The sequence below is a fragment of the Serratia sp. CY33525 genome (assembly GCF_052169115.1).
Lineage (GTDB): Bacteria > Pseudomonadota > Gammaproteobacteria > Enterobacterales > Enterobacteriaceae > Serratia > Serratia sarumanii.
The window spans coordinates 240,337-258,183 of record NZ_JBJNLK010000004.1 but is presented as its reverse complement, the minus strand read 5'-3'; the positions used below and the strand labels follow the sequence as shown (position 1 = coordinate 258,183).

At 60.9% G+C, this 17,847-nt stretch carries 18 protein-coding genes; 6 read left to right on the top strand and 12 right to left on the bottom strand.

What is annotated here, in order from left to right:
* Positions 1 to 27 precede the first annotated feature (27 nt).
* On the bottom strand, positions 28 to 237 hold the full coding sequence (locus ACJ8IM_RS12610) for a hypothetical protein (protein ID WP_004931526.1): 210 nt from the start codon (positions 235 to 237) through the stop codon (positions 28 to 30).
* 157 nt (positions 238 to 394) lie between these two features.
* On the opposite strand from ACJ8IM_RS12610, the gene ACJ8IM_RS12605 reads away from it, so the two are divergent.
* Positions 395 to 547: a hypothetical protein gene (locus tag ACJ8IM_RS12605; RefSeq protein WP_162846222.1), complete on the top strand. Its 153-nt coding sequence runs from the start codon at positions 395 to 397 to the stop codon at positions 545 to 547.
* A gap of 24 nt (positions 548 to 571) precedes the next feature.
* On the opposite strand, the gene yniD is transcribed toward ACJ8IM_RS12605, so the two are convergent.
* Positions 572 to 664, bottom strand: a complete 93-nt coding sequence (gene yniD / locus ACJ8IM_RS12600; protein ID WP_226872161.1) for a small membrane protein YniD — start codon at positions 662 to 664, stop codon at positions 572 to 574.
* A gap of 338 nt (positions 665 to 1,002) precedes the next feature.
* Here yniD and ACJ8IM_RS12595 point away from each other — a divergent pair, with 338 nt between their 5' ends.
* Together ACJ8IM_RS12595 and ACJ8IM_RS12590 are read left to right on the top strand one after the other, a co-directional pair.
* Positions 1,003 to 1,395: an ASCH domain-containing protein gene (locus tag ACJ8IM_RS12595; RefSeq protein ID WP_033638276.1), complete on the top strand. Its 393-nt coding sequence runs from the start codon at positions 1,003 to 1,005 to the stop codon at positions 1,393 to 1,395.
* A gap of 4 nt (positions 1,396 to 1,399) precedes the next feature.
* Positions 1,400 to 1,999, top strand: a complete 600-nt coding sequence (locus tag ACJ8IM_RS12590; protein ID WP_033653895.1) for a hypothetical protein — start codon at positions 1,400 to 1,402, stop codon at positions 1,997 to 1,999.
* Between the two features lie 55 nt (positions 2,000 to 2,054).
* On the opposite strand, the gene ACJ8IM_RS12585 is transcribed toward ACJ8IM_RS12590, so the two are convergent.
* From ACJ8IM_RS12585 to yebS, 10 genes are all read right to left on the bottom strand, one after another.
* Positions 2,055 to 2,294: a DUF1480 family protein gene (locus ACJ8IM_RS12585; RefSeq protein WP_101455830.1), complete on the bottom strand. Its 240-nt coding sequence runs from the start codon at positions 2,292 to 2,294 to the stop codon at positions 2,055 to 2,057.
* Between the two features lie 135 nt (positions 2,295 to 2,429).
* Positions 2,430 to 3,365: a Csu type fimbrial protein gene (locus tag ACJ8IM_RS12580; protein ID WP_033638278.1), complete on the bottom strand. Its 936-nt coding sequence runs from the start codon at positions 3,363 to 3,365 to the stop codon at positions 2,430 to 2,432.
* Between the two features lie 20 nt (positions 3,366 to 3,385).
* Positions 3,386 to 5,806, bottom strand: a complete 2,421-nt coding sequence (locus tag ACJ8IM_RS12575; protein WP_172448765.1) for a fimbria/pilus outer membrane usher protein — start codon at positions 5,804 to 5,806, stop codon at positions 3,386 to 3,388.
* Between the two features lie 67 nt (positions 5,807 to 5,873).
* On the bottom strand, positions 5,874 to 6,638 hold the full coding sequence (locus tag ACJ8IM_RS12570; protein WP_033638279.1) for a fimbrial biogenesis chaperone: 765 nt from the start codon (positions 6,636 to 6,638) through the stop codon (positions 5,874 to 5,876).
* A gap of 24 nt (positions 6,639 to 6,662) precedes the next feature.
* Positions 6,663 to 7,211, bottom strand: a complete 549-nt coding sequence (locus tag ACJ8IM_RS12565; RefSeq protein WP_086557004.1) for a Csu type fimbrial protein — start codon at positions 7,209 to 7,211, stop codon at positions 6,663 to 6,665.
* Between the two features lie 5 nt (positions 7,212 to 7,216).
* Positions 7,217 to 7,720 carry a Csu type fimbrial protein gene (locus ACJ8IM_RS12560; RefSeq protein WP_072008406.1) on the bottom strand — a complete coding sequence of 168 codons (504 nt, stop codon included), beginning with the start codon at positions 7,718 to 7,720 and terminating at the stop codon, positions 7,217 to 7,219.
* Between the two features lie 2 nt (positions 7,721 to 7,722).
* A complete protein-coding gene (locus tag ACJ8IM_RS12555) occupies positions 7,723 to 8,262 on the bottom strand; it encodes a Csu type fimbrial protein (protein ID WP_033638282.1) in 540 nt (179 codons plus the stop codon).
* A gap of 274 nt (positions 8,263 to 8,536) precedes the next feature.
* A complete protein-coding gene (rsmF, locus tag ACJ8IM_RS12550) occupies positions 8,537 to 9,973 on the bottom strand; it encodes a 16S rRNA (cytosine(1407)-C(5))-methyltransferase RsmF (protein ID WP_033653899.1) in 1,437 nt (478 codons plus the stop codon).
* A gap of 101 nt (positions 9,974 to 10,074) precedes the next feature.
* Entirely contained in the window at positions 10,075 to 12,705 is a 2,631-nt protein-coding gene (locus tag ACJ8IM_RS12545) for a PqiB family protein (RefSeq protein WP_033647432.1), read from the bottom strand.
* Positions 12,674 to 13,921, bottom strand: coding sequence for a membrane integrity lipid transport subunit YebS (yebS, locus tag ACJ8IM_RS12540; RefSeq protein ID WP_033638760.1), 1,248 nt, complete (start codon positions 13,919 to 13,921; stop codon positions 12,674 to 12,676). The genes ACJ8IM_RS12545 and yebS overlap by 32 nt, the downstream gene beginning before the upstream one ends.
* A 255-nt stretch (positions 13,922 to 14,176) precedes the next feature.
* Between yebS and ACJ8IM_RS12535 the strand changes: the two genes are divergently transcribed.
* From ACJ8IM_RS12535 to prc, 3 genes are all read left to right on the top strand, one after another.
* Positions 14,177 to 14,674 (top strand): GAF domain-containing protein, encoded by a 498-nt coding sequence (locus ACJ8IM_RS12535; RefSeq protein WP_033638286.1) that lies wholly within the window; start codon positions 14,177 to 14,179, stop codon positions 14,672 to 14,674.
* Between the two features lie 96 nt (positions 14,675 to 14,770).
* On the top strand, positions 14,771 to 15,481 hold the full coding sequence (gene proQ / locus ACJ8IM_RS12530; protein ID WP_033638287.1) for an RNA chaperone ProQ: 711 nt from the start codon (positions 14,771 to 14,773) through the stop codon (positions 15,479 to 15,481).
* Between the two features lie 19 nt (positions 15,482 to 15,500).
* On the top strand, positions 15,501 to 17,549 hold the full coding sequence (gene prc, locus ACJ8IM_RS12525) for a carboxy terminal-processing peptidase (protein ID WP_033638289.1): 2,049 nt from the start codon (positions 15,501 to 15,503) through the stop codon (positions 17,547 to 17,549).
* The last annotated feature ends 298 nt before the right edge of the window (positions 17,550 to 17,847 follow it).

Here is a 17,847-nt window from a genome sequence, read left to right as displayed (position 1 = left end):
GGATCGCCAACCTTTTCGGTTGGCGATTCATTTTCCGCCTTTCAGCATGTTGATGGCGGCGCCGAGTAGGATGCGCCGTTCGATATCGTTGCTGTCCGCCAGCTGCCGCGCCAGATGTTTTTCCAGCGTTTCCACCGACAGCGCTTCGCCGCGATGGCGCAGCTGCATCACGCCGTCGCCGATCAGGCGTGCGACCTCATCCCATACGGGTTTAATCTCCTGTTCCGAGAACGTCATGGCCTACCTCGGTTGGTTGATTTTTGCCCAATGTAGCAGCTGAACTGCGGCTTCGCTACCGGCTGCCTAAAACAGGAAGCATAAAAAACAAGCCATCAGTATTTCTTCTGGTTTTTACGCTCAATACTTGCGGTGTCGAAAAGCAGGAGAAAACATCATGAACTGGGTCGAAACCTTTACGGAATACTACCGCCTGAGCCGCACGGGTGAAACGCAGCATTGGCTGTGTCGCCGCTGGTTGCCGCAGGGAGAGGCGCGCTTGGCCTATTTGCGGGAGTTGCTGGAGCCGACCGCGCCGCGGCGTCGGTGAGCAGGGCGCCGGCGTTTCGCGGGGTTAACCGAAAGCGATCGCCGCCCAACGCAACAGCAGCAACGCCAGGCAGATCAGCACCAGCACCACCACCATTTTACTGAGCTTGGCGCCCATGCGTTTTGTTGCCACGTTGTTTCCCCTTTAGCTGAAATACCATCCACCGGCGAGGATGATGAGGAAAAGCGTCACTAACGCGACGCCGTTGAGTAAATCGCTGAAGGTATCGTCAGCATCGATGTCATTTTGCCGCATGTTGCCGCCTGGCGGTCGCCATTGGGTGAATAATGTTCACAGTATGCGCCCGACAGCGCGACAGGCACAGCGAAGAACGGTAAAAACGCGTAAAGGCGGCGGTGGCGGAACGCGCAGTCGCGCTTGCGACGGATGCAGACGGCCGGCAATACGTTGTACTATCCTGTCTGCATTGATGCATTTTTCCTAAAGGTATAATCATGGCGACGGCAATTCCACAGAAATACGAGCACCTTGAGCGCTGGGCGTTCGGCGATACCGAGCAGCAGGCCGATGAAGTGGTGCAATTGATCCTCAATGGCACCAAAACGGCCACCTGTTCCAACCTCGACGGCGAGGGGATCCCGCAGGCCGGCGATCGGTTCCTGGTGGTGGACGGCAAGGGTGAGCCGGTCTGCGCGGTCGAGCTGACCGCGGTGGAAATGAAAACTTACGATCAGGTCGATGAAGCGCACGCCTTTGCCGAAGGCGAGGGCGATCGCTCGCTGGCGCACTGGCGCAAAGAGCTGCAGCGCTTCTTTGAAGAGTACGATCTGTTCTCGCCGGACATGACGCTGGTGCTGATGAATTTCAAAGTCGTCGACAAATTCTAATCTTATGCGCGCCGTTCCCTACGAGTGCCAGTGGGCCAGCCCGGAACTGGCCGCCGATCTGATCGCCGGCCGCGCGACGCTGGCGCAAGACGAAAATTGGGCGCGCAGCGGCGCCCGCGATCGGGCGGAGTACGTCGAGTGGGCCAATCACGTGTGCGGCATGGCCTGTCTGAAAATGGTGCTGGGCCACCGCGACGGCGAAGCGCCGCCGCTGCTGGAGCTGGCGCGGCGCAGCCTGCCTTACGGCGCCTATGTGCGCGAAGGGGTGCGGATAAAGGGGCTGATTTACGCGCCGTTCGTCGAGTTTGTACGCGAGCAGTTCGCGCTGCAAGCGGAGGTGAAGGTGGGGCTGGAGGCCGCTGACGTGCCGGCGCTGCTTCAAGAATGCCGTTACTTTATCGCCTCGGTGCATCCCTCCATTCGCCGGCCGGAGAGCATACCGCCGCAGCGGGGCGGGCATCTGGTGCTGATCACCGCCGCCGATGCGCAAAGCGTGACCTTCCACAATCCTTCGGGCGACAGCCCGGCGACGCGCGAGCGGGTGCACCTGCCGCTCAGCCGCTTCACCCCTTTCTTTGCCGGCCGCGGCATCGCCATCGCATAAAAAAACGCGCTGTTTCCGATGAAAACAGCGCGTCGTCAGCAGTTCTGATGCATTTTCATGCCAGCCGCATCACCCAGGCGTCCGCCTGCCGATCGTAGTGCTGCTTGTACAGCAGTGACTGTTTGCCGTCGAGGATCGCCGGAATGCTGGTGTGTTCATCCCAGCCGTCCAGCTGCATGCACAGATCCGGATCGGACTTGCAGGGAATGCTCAGGGTGCCGGCGCGGTCGGCGCCGGCGTTAAGATGCGCGTCATCGACCTCGAAGCTGCCAATTTTTACGACGGTTTTGCTCATGGGAACTCCTTGCTCAATGGTGTGGTAGGAGGTTAGACCAGTGCGGCCATCGGTAACAGCATAGCCAAGTGAGCAAAAAATGCCACATAAAAATTACATTTTGGAAACAATTTCCACGACGGCAAAGCACCGCGCCTAGTACTCCACCACAAAACTGAGATTGTCTTGATAGCTGCCGACCGCCACTTCCGTCTGCGCCGCATTGACCGCCGCCTTATACGGGATGCTTTGCGCCAGCCCGGTGCCGGCGCCGCTCTGTTTGTTGGTGCTATCCCAAACGGTCGTCGTATTGGGCAAGTAAATCTGATACTGCATGAAATTGCTGGTGCCGCTTTTCATACGCCGCCAACCGGAGACCGGGTTATTGCCGTTGGTGAAATAGGTGTTGTATCCCTCGGTTTTGGTGCAGGTCAGGGTGATGCTCTGATTGACAGGATTGAACTGCCCGACCAACGCCATGCTGCCGAAGTTGACGTTGGGCGCGGTGCCGATCAGGCAGTCTTTGGTGATGGCGACGCTGACGCTGACCGTGCTGGCCTTGTTGACGCCGTCCCACCAGATGCACAGGCCGAGCACGCCGAGGCCGCAGATATGGTAGTTCCAGATCAGGTTGATGGTGTCGGTATAGGTGCCCGAACGCACGTTGGCGCCGGCGGTGGTTTTGATATACAGCGGAAAGTTGACGTTGGAAGAGATCAGGATCAGCGACAGCAGGTTCAGCGAGCTGTAGTCAATGGTCTGCCCGATGCTGTAGGGATATTGATAGTTGGCGTCGGGATAGATCAGGTAGGCGATTTTATCGCCGGAACCGTCGGTGTTGGCGACCGCCATGCCGTTGGTGGTCGACGCAACCTTGACCGTGACGGTGTTCTGCGACAGCAGCGATAGCCCGAGGCCGGTGCAGTTGAGGCCGGCGGTACCCTGGGCGTTGATCTGCCCGTTGTAGACCACGAAAGAGCTGCTTCCCGGTAAGGTGACGGTGCCGTTGGTGGTGGCGCAGTCGGCGAATGCGCGCTGACAGAACAGCAGCGAGAGGGTTAACAATAAGAAGGCTTTCAATCCCCGAAACATAGTGACTCTCCGTCGTTGAATTAGCGGCAGACAACCGGGCCGACGCGCTGGATGCCCTGAGGCTTCGCCAGGCTGAATTCCGCCTGACACGGCGGGCCGCCGTCGGCCGGGATCACGCTCAGCCGATTGTGTTGTTGCACCGGGTCGATATAGGTCATGCCATCCCAACCGACATAGCTTTGCTGATTGCCGCCAACCACCGCCACCTGGCTGCCGTTGGCCAACGGTTTGCCTTGTTCGTCAACCAGTTCGACGTCGGCGGCGGAGATGGGTTGGATGGGGAACTCAACCAGAAAACCGCTGTGATCGCGAATGGCGACGGTTTTCTCCACCGTCGGCAGCGCGACGTCGGCGGGCAGGTTGAGCGGATCAATCTGGAATTTCGCATGGTAGTAAGAGGTGACGGTCGGCACCAGTAAATAGCCCTGGGCGTCGGTCTTGCCGATCGGCTGGTTCTCATAGCTCACCGGAATGTCGGCGTATCCTTGCGTGGACACCAGCGCAAAGGCATCGTTGATGGTGTTGGTGGCGTACACGCCGCCGTTCATCGCCACCAGCGAACCGCTGATTTCTCCCCAGTGGTTGGTTTCATCGCGGGTGCCGTATACGCCCGCTCGGGCTTCGAGTCTGCGGGTGCGCCAGGTCAGATCGGCCTGGCGGTAATCGCCGCCGCTCGGGTTATTGGCGTAGGCCAGATTCCAGCCGAAACCGCCATCGGTCGGCGCGGCGCGGCTGTAGCTGACGCGTTCGCTCCAGCGGTTGTTGTTGTCGCGCGCGGCGCTGAAGCTGGCCGTGCCCCAGCTGTCGAACGGAATGGAGAGCTGCAGCTGGGCGCTGTAACCGCTGCTGCCGATTTCCCGGTTCAGCGAGGCGTACAGGCTGCTGTTGCGCCAAAGCGATACGCTGTAGGACAGGTTCACCAGGCGGGTTCGCTGAGCGATGGCGTCGCGGACGTCAAAATAACCGGCGCCGAGGCTGCCGAGCCGGCCCAGGCTGACGCTGCCGGTCAACTGATCGGTGCGGCGGCTCAGGCGGTAGTCGCTTTTATACACGGAAATGTCGCCAAAATCGGCGCTGCGCAGGATGCGTTGGGCGTTGAGGCTGAAACGTTGGTTGCTGTAGGTGTAACCAAAGCTGCTCTGATCGCCGTGGTTGCCGGTGTAGCGATAGACGGGCTGGGGATCCGGCTGTTGCAACGGCCTGCCGGTCAGCGGATCGTAATAGGTGGGGGATTGTATCGCCCGTCCGCCGTTAAACGCTTCATCGCCGGCCTGGCTGACGCTGTAGGACGCGTTGAGAACCCCCCATTGCCCGACGCGAAGGTCGGCGCCGGCGCCGCCAACCGCCAACTCGGCTGCGCCTTCGGCGCGTCCTTCCAGGGTTAACCAATCAGTGACGCCGTAACGTAAGCTGGCGCTGCCGACCCATTGCCCGTAATCGGCAGAATTCAACCCGTAGTTGCGCCGCAGCAAACCGGTGGAAATGCTGAAATCGCTCATGCCGGTCTGCAGCAGGTTGCTGGCCACGTAGAACGGCACCGTGGTGCTGACCTGGCGGCCGAGGGCGTCGGTGGTGACGACGGTGGCCTGACCCGCGCCATTAATGTAGGGCACGCTGTTGAGGGTGAACGGTCCGGGATTGATGTTGGTGGTGCTGTTTTTATAGCTGTTGATGTATAAATCGACGCTGCTGGGCAATGCCGCCTGGCCGGAAAACTGCGGCAGCGGGTAGGTGATAAGATCCGGGCGCACCGCGAAATTGCGCGCCAATTGCAAGCCGCCGATGCGCACGGCGCTGCTCCAGGGGAGCGAGCCGGTGGTAAGGTCACCGGCGATCACACTCAGCATCCGCTGGTCGTCGTTGAAACGCCAGTAGCTGTCGTATCGAATATAGCGCCCGCCATCGTCGTTCGGCCCGCCGTTAAACCCGCTGCGGTAGATGCCGGTGTTGGCGATGACGCCGAACCCGTCGAACAGTCGCTGTTCGCTCCACGCCGACAGGTAGCCCGGCCGGCCATTGCCGTTGCTTTGGCTGGCATAGATATCGTAGTTGAACAGCAAACCCAGACTGCTTTGCGCCGGCAAGCGCTGCAACGGTGAATGGGCGCCGATGGTTTGCTGCGGCAACCAGTCGTTAGGCACGTTGATCAGCAACTGCTGGCTCTCGCCGCTGTAGCTGACATCCACCTTCTCCAGCCGATCGACGGCGATCTCTTTCGCCTGCTTATCCGCTACCGGCAGCCCGGCGTCGAGCAGTTGCTGGGGCGTCATGTAGTAATGGCCGCCGCGGTAGTTGACCGGCACGACGTTGCCGGTTTGGCGCCCGTTGACGACCGGCTCCAGATACAGCGTGGTGTCCGGCATGCTGACGGCGCTGGGCGGCGGCGGCAGATCGTCGCCGAGCGCAAACGGCAGCCAGCCGCCGGCCGCCATGCTCAGCATGGCAAACGCCAGCGGCTTAAGGCTGAAACGCCGCGTCGATAGCCTCCCTGTCGGCTGCACCTGGGCCTCAATAAGACGGAATGGCTACGGGCTGTTTGTTGTCATTGACCGTGGCCATCAGTTTGCCGCTGCTGAAACCGCCGGCGGGCGGCAAGGCGAAGCGCATTTGCGAACCGGGCAGCACGTATCCCATCAGGCCGGGATTCAGGCTGCGGCCTTGCAGCGTCACTTTCGAAATGCGGGCATGCACTGCGCCTTGATTTCGCACCTCCAGCCAGCGTTCGCTGCTTTGCTGCTGTAGACGATAGCTGAGCTGAGGTTGGCTGGCGGTCGCGTAATCGCGCGGTTTTTCGCTGTCCTGTTTGGTCCAAATGCCCTTGCCGCTGACGAACAGCGGCACCGAGTAGCGCATCTGGAATTTCAGCCCCATCTCCGCACCGCCGGGAGCGGCGCCCGACGACTGTTCTTTCACCGGCACTTCATCGACCAAAATGCGGTAGGCGCGCTCCTGTCCCGCCGCCGGGGCCGACTGTTTGATCAGGCGTATCAGCTGGCGTTTGCCTGGCGCGATCGACGCCACCGGCGGGCTGGCGATCACGTCGCTTTGGTTGCTGTAATCGTCTTTGCCGGCGGTTTGCCGCCAACCCAACACGCGAATTTGCATATAGACCGGTTTGCTGTCGCGATTTTCCAGCCACAGCGCGGTGGCCTGTTGTTGATCTTCAATCACCGGATCGATTGGCCAAATGAGAATGGAGGCCGCGGCCAGGGCGTGCTGCTGGCTTGCCAGGAGCAGGGCTGCCGTTAACGGCAGGCGGAAGGGTATGCGCATAACTCATCCTTATTGCAAAAAAACTTAATAAGTGACCGTCAACAAGACCGTATCGCTGTAAACGCCACTGGTGGGCAGGGTACTGGTCGAAAACAGACGGGCGTAAACCTTGATTTCTTGCGTGCTGCCGGTGGCGGCGACGGTCTGCGCCGCGCCGCCGTTGGCGCCATCCCCCCAAAGGGTGGCGTAGTTGCTGTCTTGATAAAGTTGATACAGCAGCGTTTCCGACGTGGCGGCGTTTTGTAATTTTCTGCCGCCAGCGATGGATCCGGTCACATGATTGCCGACGCCGAGGGCCAGCGTAACGCTCAGCCCCGGGTTGCAGCGAAACAGCACCGAACCGGCGCCGCTGCTGGAGACGACGCTGACCGCGTTGCTCAGTGAGGACAGCTGGCCGAAGTTCAGGGTGCCGAAGGTGGTCACGTCACTGACGCCGCTGCCCAATACGCAGCCTTTTACCACGGTTGCATTTACGGTGAACGGCTGGCTTTTGGTCAAGTCGTTGACGCCGGTATCGCTTTGGGCCGGGGAAAGCGGCAGGCAGAACAGCAAACCGCAAATGGAAGCGCGCATCGTCATTACCAATTGATCGTGACCTGTACCGTATCGGTGTAGCTGCCTGTCGGGGGCGTGGACTGCGCCGGAATCATGCCATAGACCGGCAGCCAGTTGTCCGAACCGTTGGCGGTTTGTGACACGCCCGTCAGATTGTCCCAAATGGTGCTGTGGGCGGCGTTGGTGTACAGGTTGTAATTCACCCGTTGGCCGGCCGCGCTTTGCAGGTAGCGGGCCGCGGTATTGCCGCTTTGCCCGCCGCCAAGCAGAACGCTGTAGCTGGTGCCGTTGGTGCATTTCACCCGAATGGCGCCGGCGTTTTGCTGCCCGGCGACGCTGGTGGCGGTGCTGAGAAAATACAGCGTGCCGAAATTCAGCGTGCCGAAGCTGACGTTGCCGCCTGAGCTGCTGCCGGCTTCACAGGCGCTGAGCAAGGTCGCGCTGACGCCGAGGGTCGCCGTTTTACTGTCGGCCAGCGCCAACAGGCTGCACGCCCATAATCCGCCGCAGCAAAGCGCGAGCCGCACCGTTACCAGGTGACCGTCATCGTGACGGTGTCGTTATAGGTGTCCGCCGCCGGGGTAGAACCGGCCGCCGGCACGCGGCCATACACGATCAGCGGAACGGCGGCGCCGGTGCCGGTGCCGGTCAGCGCGTTGGCGCCGCTGCCCCAGGCGGTGGTGCGCGCGGCATCCTGGTAAAGGTTATAGCTGATGAATGCGCCTGCGGTGCTGGCCATGCGGCGTTGGGTGCCTGACGTGACGTGGAGCCCGTTGTCCAGCGCCACCGTGTAGTCTGTGCCGGTGGTGCAGGTCAATGACAGCGTACCGGCCCCCCCTGCGCCGGTGGCGCTGGCGTCGATGATGTTGGCCAGTGAAGAGTAAGTGCCGAAGCTGATGGAGCCGAAGTCGTTGACGGAACCGCTGCTGTTGCCGCCACCCACGACGCAACCGGCGCCGATGGTCAGCGTCACGCCTAGCGTGCCTTGAATGGTGCCTGCTGCGTTAGCCGCGCCGTTGGCGCACAGCAGGGTTGCTACCGAGGTCAATGCCATCAGAGTTTTTTTCATCTTATATTCCTTGCCGTATGAGAGAAAGCCCGCAAAGACGCCACCCAGAGGTGGGTTGAACGTATTCATTTAGCTGCACTTTAATTAATAGAATAAGAATCGGGAATTGTCTTGATGAAAGCGAGAAACTTTTTATTACCATCCCCCGGCTGACGGGGCTTGCAGGTTAGGTATACCGATAAATTGAAATGATTAGAATAATAACGAACGGTGATGGGAATATTATTAGCGTTATTTTATCGCCGGGGCGTTTTATTCCCCGGCGCGGTATTGTTTACAGGTGGAAATCCAGCGCGCCGTCGCGCACCAGCTCGCGCGGCAGGTTGTTCTTGATACGGCTACCGATGCGCTTGGCGATGCCCAGCGGCTGCCCTTGGTAGGTGACGATGCATTCATCGCCCGCCGGCGGCAGTTCCGGGTAGAGATCGCGGCCGTGATACCACTCCTGCGCCAGCGCGGCGTCCAGCTCGAAATGCGCTTTGCCGCCGGTGCCGGCCAGCGCGATCGCCGCCTCGTGCTGCCAGCGGAAACCTTTAGGGAAACGCTCCGCCAGTTTGAGGCCGATGCGCGAGAAGCGCACCTTGCCGAACAGCGGTTCCAGCTCGGCCGGGAACAGCCAGATCTCTTTGTCGCGCTCCCACAGCCGGCCGTCATCGCCCCAGGTTAAGCCGGATGCGGCGGCGGCTTGGGCGACCTGCGCCGCTTCTTTGCCGGACAGCGGGCTGAACGGGAATTTACCGACTTTGTAGGTCGGCTTCGGCAACGGCGCCACGGCGCGCCGTTTGCGCAGGCGGGCGACGAAAAAGCCTTCGCTGTCGTAAATCTGCGGGAAGACGTGCAGGAAACCTTCGGCGGTCAGCGCCTTGTTGGCGCCGGGGAACAGCTCGCCCAGCGGCTCGATGCTGACCGCGTCGCCGTAGGTGTCCAGCAGCCAGCGCACCACCTGCTGATTTTCCTGCGCATTGAGCGTGCAGGTGGAGTAAACCATCACGCCGCCCGGCGCCAGCGCATGAAACGCGCTGTCGATCAGTTCGCGTTGGGTGGCGGCGATCTCGGCCACGCTCTGTGGCGACCAGTTGCTCATGGCGTCCGGATCCTTGCGCACCACGCCTTCGCCGGAGCAGGGGGCGTCGAGCAGAATGGCGTCGAAGCTCTCCGGCAGCGCGGCGCCGAACACCCGGCCGTCGAAGTGGGTCAGCGCGGTGTTCTTCACGCCGCAGCGGCTGATATTGGCGTGCAGCACTTTCACCCGGCTGGCGGAGTATTCGTTGGCGACGATCCCGCCCTGATTGCCCATCAGCGCGGCGATCTGGGTGGTTTTGGATCCCGGCGCCGCCGCCACGTCCAGCACCCGAGTCGGCGCCGCGCCGCCCGCGAACAGCGCGCTGACCGGCAGCATCGAACTGGCTTCCTGAATGTAGAACAGGCCGCTCAGGTGTTCGGCGGCGCTGCCCAGGCGCAGCTCTTCATCGTCGCGCTCGATCCAGAACCCTTCCGCGCACCAGGGAATGGGCTCCAGTCGCCAGTCGTAATCCTGCACCAGCGCCAGGAAGTCGGCGACGCTGATTTTCAGCGTATTAACGCGCAGGCTACGGCGCAGCGGGCGCTGGCAGGCGGCGATAAAATCGTCCATCGCCAGCTCGGCGGGCATGATGGCGCGGGTGGCGTCAAGGAAAGCGGGGGGCAGAAAAACGGCGGTGGATTTGGCCACGGGCGAACTCTCAGGGTGCAATAAAGATAAGGGCGAGAGTTTATCACAAAGCGGAAAAAAACAGGGCCTGGCGATGCCAGGCCCTGAGGAAAATGCGAAATTTAATCGCGCGGAATGGCGGTGCCCCAGGTTTTCCAGTCCTTAGGCTCTTCCGGATTCAGCAGGAAGTGTTTGTTCGGCGTGGCTTTCGGCGCCAGCGGAATGGTCGGCGGCGTGGCGAAGGCGATACCGCCGCGGATGAACTGCTGGAAGGTGCCGCTCTTGATCACGCCGCCGGTCAGGCCGAACTGCAGGTTGTAACCCGAAGCCAGCCAGAACACGCTGTTGTTGCGCACCAGATGCTGATATTTCTTGCTGATGCGCAGCGCGACGTGCACCCGATCGGACATGGCGCCAAGGTAGAAGCCGGTGATGGTGCCGACCTCTACGCCGCGGAACAGCACCGGCGTGCCGATCTGCAGCGAGCCGGTTTCGGCGGCGTCGAGCACTACGCTCAGGCCGTCGAGATAGCGCGAGTCGGTGATGCTGGCCTGCTGCAGCTCGAAGGTGCGCAGCTCGCGGCCGCGCCCCGGCTCCACGTTGATATAAGGCTGGAGCAGGGTATCGAGATTGCTGACGCCGGCGGCGGAGATCTCCGGCGAAACGATCGAGAAGCGGCTGCCCAGGCGCGCGAAAGTGTGCACATATTCCGGATACAGCACCGCTTTGGCCAACACTTCGTTGCGCTCCGGCGCCAGCTGCAGCGACTCCACCTGGCCGACGTCGATACCGAGGTAGCGCAGCGGCATGCCCGCCGACAGCTTGCTGGCGTCATAGGTTCGCAGCATGATTTGGCTGCCCACCGCGCGGGCGGCGGTTTCGCTGGCGTACAGCACGCGGTTGGCGCCCTTGTTGAGCGTCACGCCCTGCAGGTTGTCGAAGCTGATGGCGCCTTTCAGCGCGCGGTTAAGCGGCGAAGCCTGCACCGTCAGCCCGCTGCCGTTGAGCTGCACCTTGGCGCCGCCTTCGGCCCAAAAGATGCTTTCGCGGGTCAGCAGCTTGCGGTATTCCGGGCTGATGTACACGTCAACCTCAAACTCGTTGGCCTTCGGCCGAACGTTGACGATCTCGCCCACCTGGAATTTGCGGTACAGCACCACCGAACCGGCCTGCACATCCGGCAGGCTGGTGGCGCTGAGGGTCAGGGTGGTGGAAGGGGCGTTGCCGACGATGCCTTCCTCGGCTTTTTCGCTGTTGGCGTACAGCGGGTATTGGCCGCCCGGTTCCCCCTTGCTGCCGGGAATAATGCGCACGCCGCCGTCCACCCATTCCTGAGCGCTGGCGCCGAGCACTTCCATACCGTCGATGCCCAGCTTGACGTCGAGCCGGCTGTTGACCACGAATTTGCTGTCTTTGTGCAGCAGGCCGCGATACTGCGCGTCGATGGCGGCGGTGAACACCACGCCGCCGGCGGTCAGGGTGCGGCTCAGGATCTGGCCGACTTTCACGCCGTGCACCACCAGCGGTTGCCCGACGTCGATGCCGTAGCTTTGCGGCGCATTTAGCGTGACGGTCAGCACGCCCGGCTGCTGCAACAGCGTTTCGCTGCTGTCCAGCACGTTGAAGCGCTGCTGCGGCTCACCTTCGCCCGGCACCAACTCCAGCGTGGTGCCGGTCAGCAGCTGGCTGAGCTTGGCGTCGTTGAGGCTGATGCGCGGGCTGCGCATCACGATGCGGGTGCCGCTGCGCATCAGATCGACCACCGAAGGATCGATGGTCAGTTCACCGACCACTTTGCTGTCCTGTTGCAACGTCAGCTTGGTCAGGGTGCCGACCTGCAGCCCCTGGTACATCAGCGGCGTGCGGTTTTCACTCAGGCTGTTGCCGCTCGGCAGATCCAGCAGGATATTGACGCCGCGCTGGCTGTGGGCCAGATCCGGATACAGGGTATAGCTCTGATCGCCCTTGGCCTGCTGGCCATCGGCCGGCGAATCGAAGGCGATGGCGCCGTTGACCAGCGCCGCCAGGCTCTCCATTTGCACCGTCGCGCCGGACAGGCTGAAATCGCCCTTGAAACCGGAGACATTCCAGAAGCGGCTGTTGCTCTTCACCAGGTTGGCGAAACGGCGGTCGATCAGTACGTCGATGGTCACGCCCTTGTTACCTTCGCTGATGGTGTAGTCATACACCTTGCCGACCGGGATTTTACGGTAGTAGACCAGCGAGCCGCTGTTGAGCGAGCCGAGATCGTCGGCGTGCAGGTGGATCATCAGCTCGCCGGTGTTCAGGCGGTATTTCGGCTGGGTATCGAGCGCGGTGAAGTGAGTTTGCTCCTTGCCGCTGCCGGGCATCATGCCGATATAGTTGCCGCCGACCAGCGCATCGAGCCCGGAGACCCCGGCCAGCGAGGCTTTGGGCGTCACCAGCCAGAACTGAGTGCCTTCGCGCAGCGAGTCTTCCAGATCGCTTTTGATGCTGGCCTCCACCACGATGCTGCGCAAATCTTTGCTCAGGCTGATTTTCTGCACCGTGCCGACCTCTACGCCCTGATAGCGTACCGGCGTGCGGCCGGCGACGATGCCCGCCGCCGATTGGAAATCGATGGTGACGGTGGTGCCGCGCTCCTGGAAATTGTTATAGACCAGCCACCCGGCGATCAGCAGGGCGATGAACGGCAGTAACCAGAACGGTGAAATGCGGCGCTTGTTCTTGACCCGCGCTTCAGTCGGTGTAGTCGGCGTTTCCTGTTGCATGTGCATCCCAAATCAATCGGCTATCCAGCCACTCAACGGCAAGAATAGTCAAAATGACCGCCGAGCCAAAGTAAAACGCGGCCGGTCCCATAGTAAAAGATAACAGCTGGTCGCGGTTTACCAGCGACATCATCAAGGCGATAACGAACAGATCGAGCATCGACCAGCGGCCGATCCAGGCGACCAGACGCAGCAGACGAATGCGCGTCTTCAGGCTGTGCGAGGTTTTGAAGTGAATGCTGAACAACAGCGTGATCAGCACGATCACTTTGGTAAAGGGCACCAGCACGCTGGCGATGAACACAATGGCGGCGATCGGCACGTTGCCGGAGGTGGCCAGCGAGACCACGCCGGAGAATATGGTGTCTTCGAGGCGCACGCCGTTGGCGTAAATGATGGAAATCGGCAGCAGGTTGGCCGGTATCAACAGGATCATCGCCGCGATCAGCGCCGCCCAGGTTTTCTGCAGGCTGTAAGGCTGGCGATGGCACATCGGCACGTGGCAGCGCGGGCAGCGGCCGCGCGCGTCGGGGTAGCCGGTATAGTGGCAGGACAGGCAAATGTGCAGCGCCGCCGGCGGGCCTTTCGGCTGTTCCTGCGGATAGTAACGCTCCCACAGCTGCTCCAGGTTGGCGTGGATCAGCGTCAGGATGCTGAGCAGGGTGAGCGACAGGTAGGCGATCAGCGCGCTGCCCGCCTGGATGTCGGCGTAATCCTGCACCTTGATCGCCGCCACCGCCATGCCGATCAGATAGATGTCCAGCATCACCCACTCTTTGAGCCGCTCCAGCATCAGCAGCACCGGCCGCAGGTTCATGCCGAGCGCGTGGCCGAAGCGCAGGTACAGCAACGACAGCGCCAGCGTCAGCGGGGCGCCGATGGTGCAGAACGCCACCATGCTGGCGGTAAGCGGGTCGCCCTGACGGCTCATCTGCCAGATGCCTTCCAGCAAACTGGCGTCGATGCGCGTGCCGAGCAGGCGGATGCTGATCAGCGGTTCGGTGAAGGCGAACGGCATCAGCAGCAGCATGGCGATCGCCATGGCGGTCAGGCGCGTCATCGACCAGTCGCGGCCGTTCACTACCTTGGCGTTGCAGCGCGGGCAATAGGCGGCCTGGTTGCCGCTGAGCGGCGGCAGCACGAACAGCAGATCGCACTCGCAGCAGCGCTGGTGGCGCGCTTTGGAAAGGGGGGCGGTGATCGCGTGTATTTTCATCTTTGACAAGTCGCTGCCCTTGAGCCCGCCGGAACTGTCAGCGTAGCTGAAAAATAAACCGGCCGCGTCACTGGCGATCGGGCGCCGGACGGTAAAACGAGGTAAACCGGGATTCTGAGCGGCAAACATACCCCGAGCGACAGGGTTTTGTGAAGCAACAGATGATTAACCTTGTGGCTATACGCATTTAATGCTTATTTTATAGGGCCTAAGCTTTGGGCTTCTGGCCATCTTCACTGTTTCAATGGTTATCACATGACAAAAGAACAATTCTACGCGGAATTAAAACGTGACCTGAGCGCGTTGCTCGGCGGGGAAACCAACTTTATCGCGGCGTTGTCCAACGCCAGCGCGTTGCTCAACGAGCGTCTGGATGACGTGAACTGGGTCGGTTTCTATCTGATGGATGGCGGCCAGCTGGTGCTGGGGCCGTTCCAGGGCAAGATCGCCTGCGTGCGTATTCCGGTGGGCAAGGGCGTGTGCGGCACGGCGGTGGCGGAAAATCGCGTGCAGCGCGTCGGCGACGTGCATGCGTTCCCGGGCCATATCGCCTGCGATGCGGCCAGCAACGCGGAAATCGTGCTGCCGCTGGCGGTTGGCGGCCGAGCGATCGGCGTTTTGGATATCGACAGCACGGTTTATCAACGCTTCGACGAACAGGACGAAGCGGGCTTGAAAGCCGTGGTGGCGGGGCTTTGTGAGCAACTGGAACAGTGCGACAGTGCGAAATATGTGACTGTGGCGGCAAGTTGATCGACGGTTAACGTGGCAATTACCGATGGCGTCATTATAATGACGCCTGTTCATGCCTGTGGCTTGTTGGCAATACCGTTGTAATCAGGAAATTTCATGGAAAATCAACCTAAGTTGAACTCTAGTAAAGAAGTCATTGCTTTTCTTGCCGAGCGTTTTCCGCTCTGCTTTAGCGCCGAAGGCGAAGCTCGTCCGCTGAAAATCGGTATTTTTCAGGATTTGGTAGAGCGCGTGCAGGGGGAAGAGAATCTCAGCAAAACGCAATTGCGTTCTGCCCTGCGCCTGTACACCTCAAGCTGGCGTTACCTGTACGGCGTCAAAGTCGGCGCGCAGCGCGTCGATCTGGACGGCAATCCGTGCGGTGAACTGGAGCAGCAGCATGTCGATCATGCTCGCCAGCAGCTTGAAGAAGCCAAAGCGCGCGTTCAGGCACAGCGTGCCGAACAAAACGCCAAAAAACGTGAAGCCGCCGGTGAATCCGCCGATGCCGCGCCACGCCGTCCGCGCCCAGCCGGTAAAAAGCCCGCTGCACGTCGCGAAGGCGGAGCCGCGCCGGAGAACCGCAAGCCGCGCCCACAAACTCGCCCACAGCCAGCTCGTCAACCTCGTGCAGCAAAAGAGGAAAACCAGCCGCGTTATGCGCCAGTCACGGATATCTCTAAACTGCAAATTGGCCAGGAAATCAAAGTCAGAGCAGGCAAGAGCGCGATGGATGCTACCGTACTCGAAATCGCTAAAGATGGCGTACGTGTGCAGCTCTCTTCCGGTCTGGCGATGATTGTGCGCGCAGAACACTTGCAGTTCTGATACGGAGGCCAACCCAGGCATGAACAAATTCGTCAGATTAACAGCGATTGCAGGGCTGCTGTGGGCGGGTGTTAGTTACGGCGCGGAAACAGCCAACATCCGCATCGGCCAACTGCCTCAACTGCAACAGGAACCTCAGCACGCTACGGTGAGTGAGCGCGTCACCTCGCGCTTCACTCGCTCTCATTACCGCCAGTTTGCCCTCGACGCGGAGTTTTCAGGCAAGATCTTCGATCGCTACCTGAACATGCTGGACTACAGCCATAACGTGTTGCTGGCCTCCGACGTGGCGCAGTTCGCCGGCAAACGCAATCAGGTTGGCGAAGAGCTGAAAACCGGCAAGCTGGACACCTTCTACGCGCTGTTCAATCTGGCGCAGAAACGCCGCTTTGAGCGTTACACCTATGCGTTGTCGTTGCTGGACAAGCCGATGAACTTCACCGGCAACGGCACTATCGATCTCGACCGCAGCAAAGCGCCGTGGCCGAAAGACAAGGCCGAGCTGGATAGCCTGTGGGATGCGAAAGTCACCTATGACGAGCTGAACCTCAAGCTGACCGGCAAGACCGACAAAGAAATCCGCGACACGCTGACCAAGCGCTATCAGTTCGCCATCAAGCGCCTGACGCAAAGCAACAGCGAAGACGTCTTCCAGCTGGCGATGAATGCCTTTGCGCATGAAATCGACCCGCACACCAACTATCTGTCTCCGCGCAACACCGAGCAGTTCAACACCGAAATGAGCCTGTCGCTGGAAGGCATCGGCGCGGTGCTGCAGATGGATGACGACTACACCCTGATCAACTCGATGGTGCCGGGCGGCCCGGCGGCGAAGAGCAAGGCGATCACCGTGGGCGATCGCATCGTCGGCGTCGGCCAGGCCGGCAAACCGATGGTGGACGTGATCGGCTGGCGCCTGGACGACGTGGTATCGTTGATCAAAGGGCCGAAAGGCAGCAAGGTGCGCCTGGAGATCCTGCCGGCCGGCAAGGGCACCAAAACCCGCGTGGTCACCCTGACCCGCGAGCGCATCCGCCTGGAAGACCGCGCGGTGAAAATGACCATCAAGACCGTCGGCAAAGAGAAGGTGGCGGTGTTCGACATCCCCGGCTTCTACGTCGGTCTGACCGATGACGTGAAAGTGCAGCTGCAGAAGATGGCCAAGCAGAACGTCAAGAGCGTGATCATCGATCTGCGCACCAACGGCGGCGGCGCGCTGACCGAAGCGGTGTCGCTGTCCGGCCTGTTCATTCCGAGCGGCCCGGTGGTGCAGGTGCGCGACAACAACGGCAAAGTGCGTGAAGACGCCGACACCGACGGCGTGACCTACTACAAAGGCCCGCTGGTGGTGCTGGTCGATCGCTTCAGCGCCTCCGCCTCCGAGATCTTCGCGGCGGCGATGCAGGATTACGGCCGTGCGCTGATCGTCGGCGAGCCGACCTTCGGTAAAGGCACCGTGCAGCAGTACCGTTCGCTGAACCGCATCTACGATCAGATGCTGCGCCCTGAGTGGCCGGCGCTGGGGTCGGTGCAGTACACCATTCAGAAGTTCTACCGCGTCAACGGCGGCAGCACCCAGCGCAAAGGGGTGACCCCGGACATTCTGATGCCGACCGGCGTCGATCCGGCGGAAACCGGCGAAGCGTTTGAAGACAACGCCATGCCGTGGGACAGCATCAATGCGGCGACCTACAGCAAGACCGGCGATATGGCGCCGTTCGAGCCGGAGCTGCTGAAAGATCACCAGCAGCGCATCGCGCAGAATCCGGAGTTCCAGTACATCGCGCAGGATATCGCGCATTACAAGGCGCTGAAGGATAAACGCAACATCGTGTCCCTCAATCTGGCGGTGCGCGAGAAAGAGAACCACGATGACGATGCGACCCGTCTGAAACGCATCAACGAGCGCCTGGAACGTGCGGGCAAGAAGCCGCTGAAATCGCTCGACGATTTGCCGAAGGATTACCAGGAACCGGATCCGTACCTGGATGAAACCGTGCATATCGCGCTGGAGCTGGCTCATCTGGAAAAAGATCGGCCCGCTCAGCAGCCAACGCCGGCCAAATAAGGCCGCGTCCGGCAGGATGAAAAACGCACCCTCGGGTGCGTTTTTTTATGGTGACGAGAAGGCCTGCTTCCCTGCCGGGGGAATGGGGGCGGGCTTATGCGTCGCCTGACAAATTTATGGCAAAAAACCCCTCCGCCTTGCGCAACAATCGTTTACAATTTGCCAAATCCCGGTCGCGCGCCGTTTTTGTAAAGTTTCGTATTTTTAGTAGGTTAATGACGCGCGACTCTTGAAACTGTGACGAATGCCCATACGATCTAGGGTATCTTAGACAGCGTTTTGTTAACATTTATGAGGA

What these genes read in the sequence shown, in the direction of transcription:
- prc (WP_033638289.1), top strand. Translation starts at nt 15,501, where the DNA reads ATGAACAAATTCGTCAGATTAACAGCGATTGCAGGGCTGCTGTGGGCG.
- ACJ8IM_RS12580 (WP_033638278.1), bottom strand. Translation starts at nt 3,365, where the DNA reads ATGTTTCGGGGATTGAAAGCCTTCTTATTGTTAACCCTCTCGCTGCTG.
- ACJ8IM_RS12575 (WP_172448765.1), bottom strand. Translation starts at nt 5,806, where the DNA reads ATGCTGAGCATGGCGGCCGGCGGCTGGCTGCCGTTTGCGCTCGGCGAC.
- ACJ8IM_RS12545 (WP_033647432.1), bottom strand. Translation starts at nt 12,705, where the DNA reads ATGCAACAGGAAACGCCGACTACACCGACTGAAGCGCGGGTCAAGAAC.
- yebS (WP_033638760.1), bottom strand. Translation starts at nt 13,921, where the DNA reads ATGAAAATACACGCGATCACCGCCCCCCTTTCCAAAGCGCGCCACCAG.
- yniD (WP_226872161.1), bottom strand. Translation starts at nt 664, where the DNA reads ATGGGCGCCAAGCTCAGTAAAATGGTGGTGGTGCTGGTGCTGATCTGC.
- proQ (WP_033638287.1), top strand. Translation starts at nt 14,771, where the DNA reads ATGGAAAATCAACCTAAGTTGAACTCTAGTAAAGAAGTCATTGCTTTT.
- ACJ8IM_RS12585 (WP_101455830.1), bottom strand. Translation starts at nt 2,294, where the DNA reads ATGAGCAAAACCGTCGTAAAAATTGGCAGCTTCGAGGTCGATGACGCG.
- ACJ8IM_RS12555 (WP_033638282.1), bottom strand. Translation starts at nt 8,262, where the DNA reads ATGAAAAAAACTCTGATGGCATTGACCTCGGTAGCAACCCTGCTGTGC.
- ACJ8IM_RS12590 (WP_033653895.1), top strand. Translation starts at nt 1,400, where the DNA reads ATGCGCGCCGTTCCCTACGAGTGCCAGTGGGCCAGCCCGGAACTGGCC.
- ACJ8IM_RS12565 (WP_086557004.1), bottom strand. Translation starts at nt 7,211, where the DNA reads ATGCGCGCTTCCATTTGCGGTTTGCTGTTCTGCCTGCCGCTTTCCCCG.
- ACJ8IM_RS12535 (WP_033638286.1), top strand. Translation starts at nt 14,177, where the DNA reads ATGACAAAAGAACAATTCTACGCGGAATTAAAACGTGACCTGAGCGCG.
- ACJ8IM_RS12595 (WP_033638276.1), top strand. Translation starts at nt 1,003, where the DNA reads ATGGCGACGGCAATTCCACAGAAATACGAGCACCTTGAGCGCTGGGCG.
- ACJ8IM_RS12605 (WP_162846222.1), top strand. Translation starts at nt 395, where the DNA reads ATGAACTGGGTCGAAACCTTTACGGAATACTACCGCCTGAGCCGCACG.
- ACJ8IM_RS12610 (WP_004931526.1), bottom strand. Translation starts at nt 237, where the DNA reads ATGACGTTCTCGGAACAGGAGATTAAACCCGTATGGGATGAGGTCGCA.
- ACJ8IM_RS12570 (WP_033638279.1), bottom strand. Translation starts at nt 6,638, where the DNA reads ATGCGCATACCCTTCCGCCTGCCGTTAACGGCAGCCCTGCTCCTGGCA.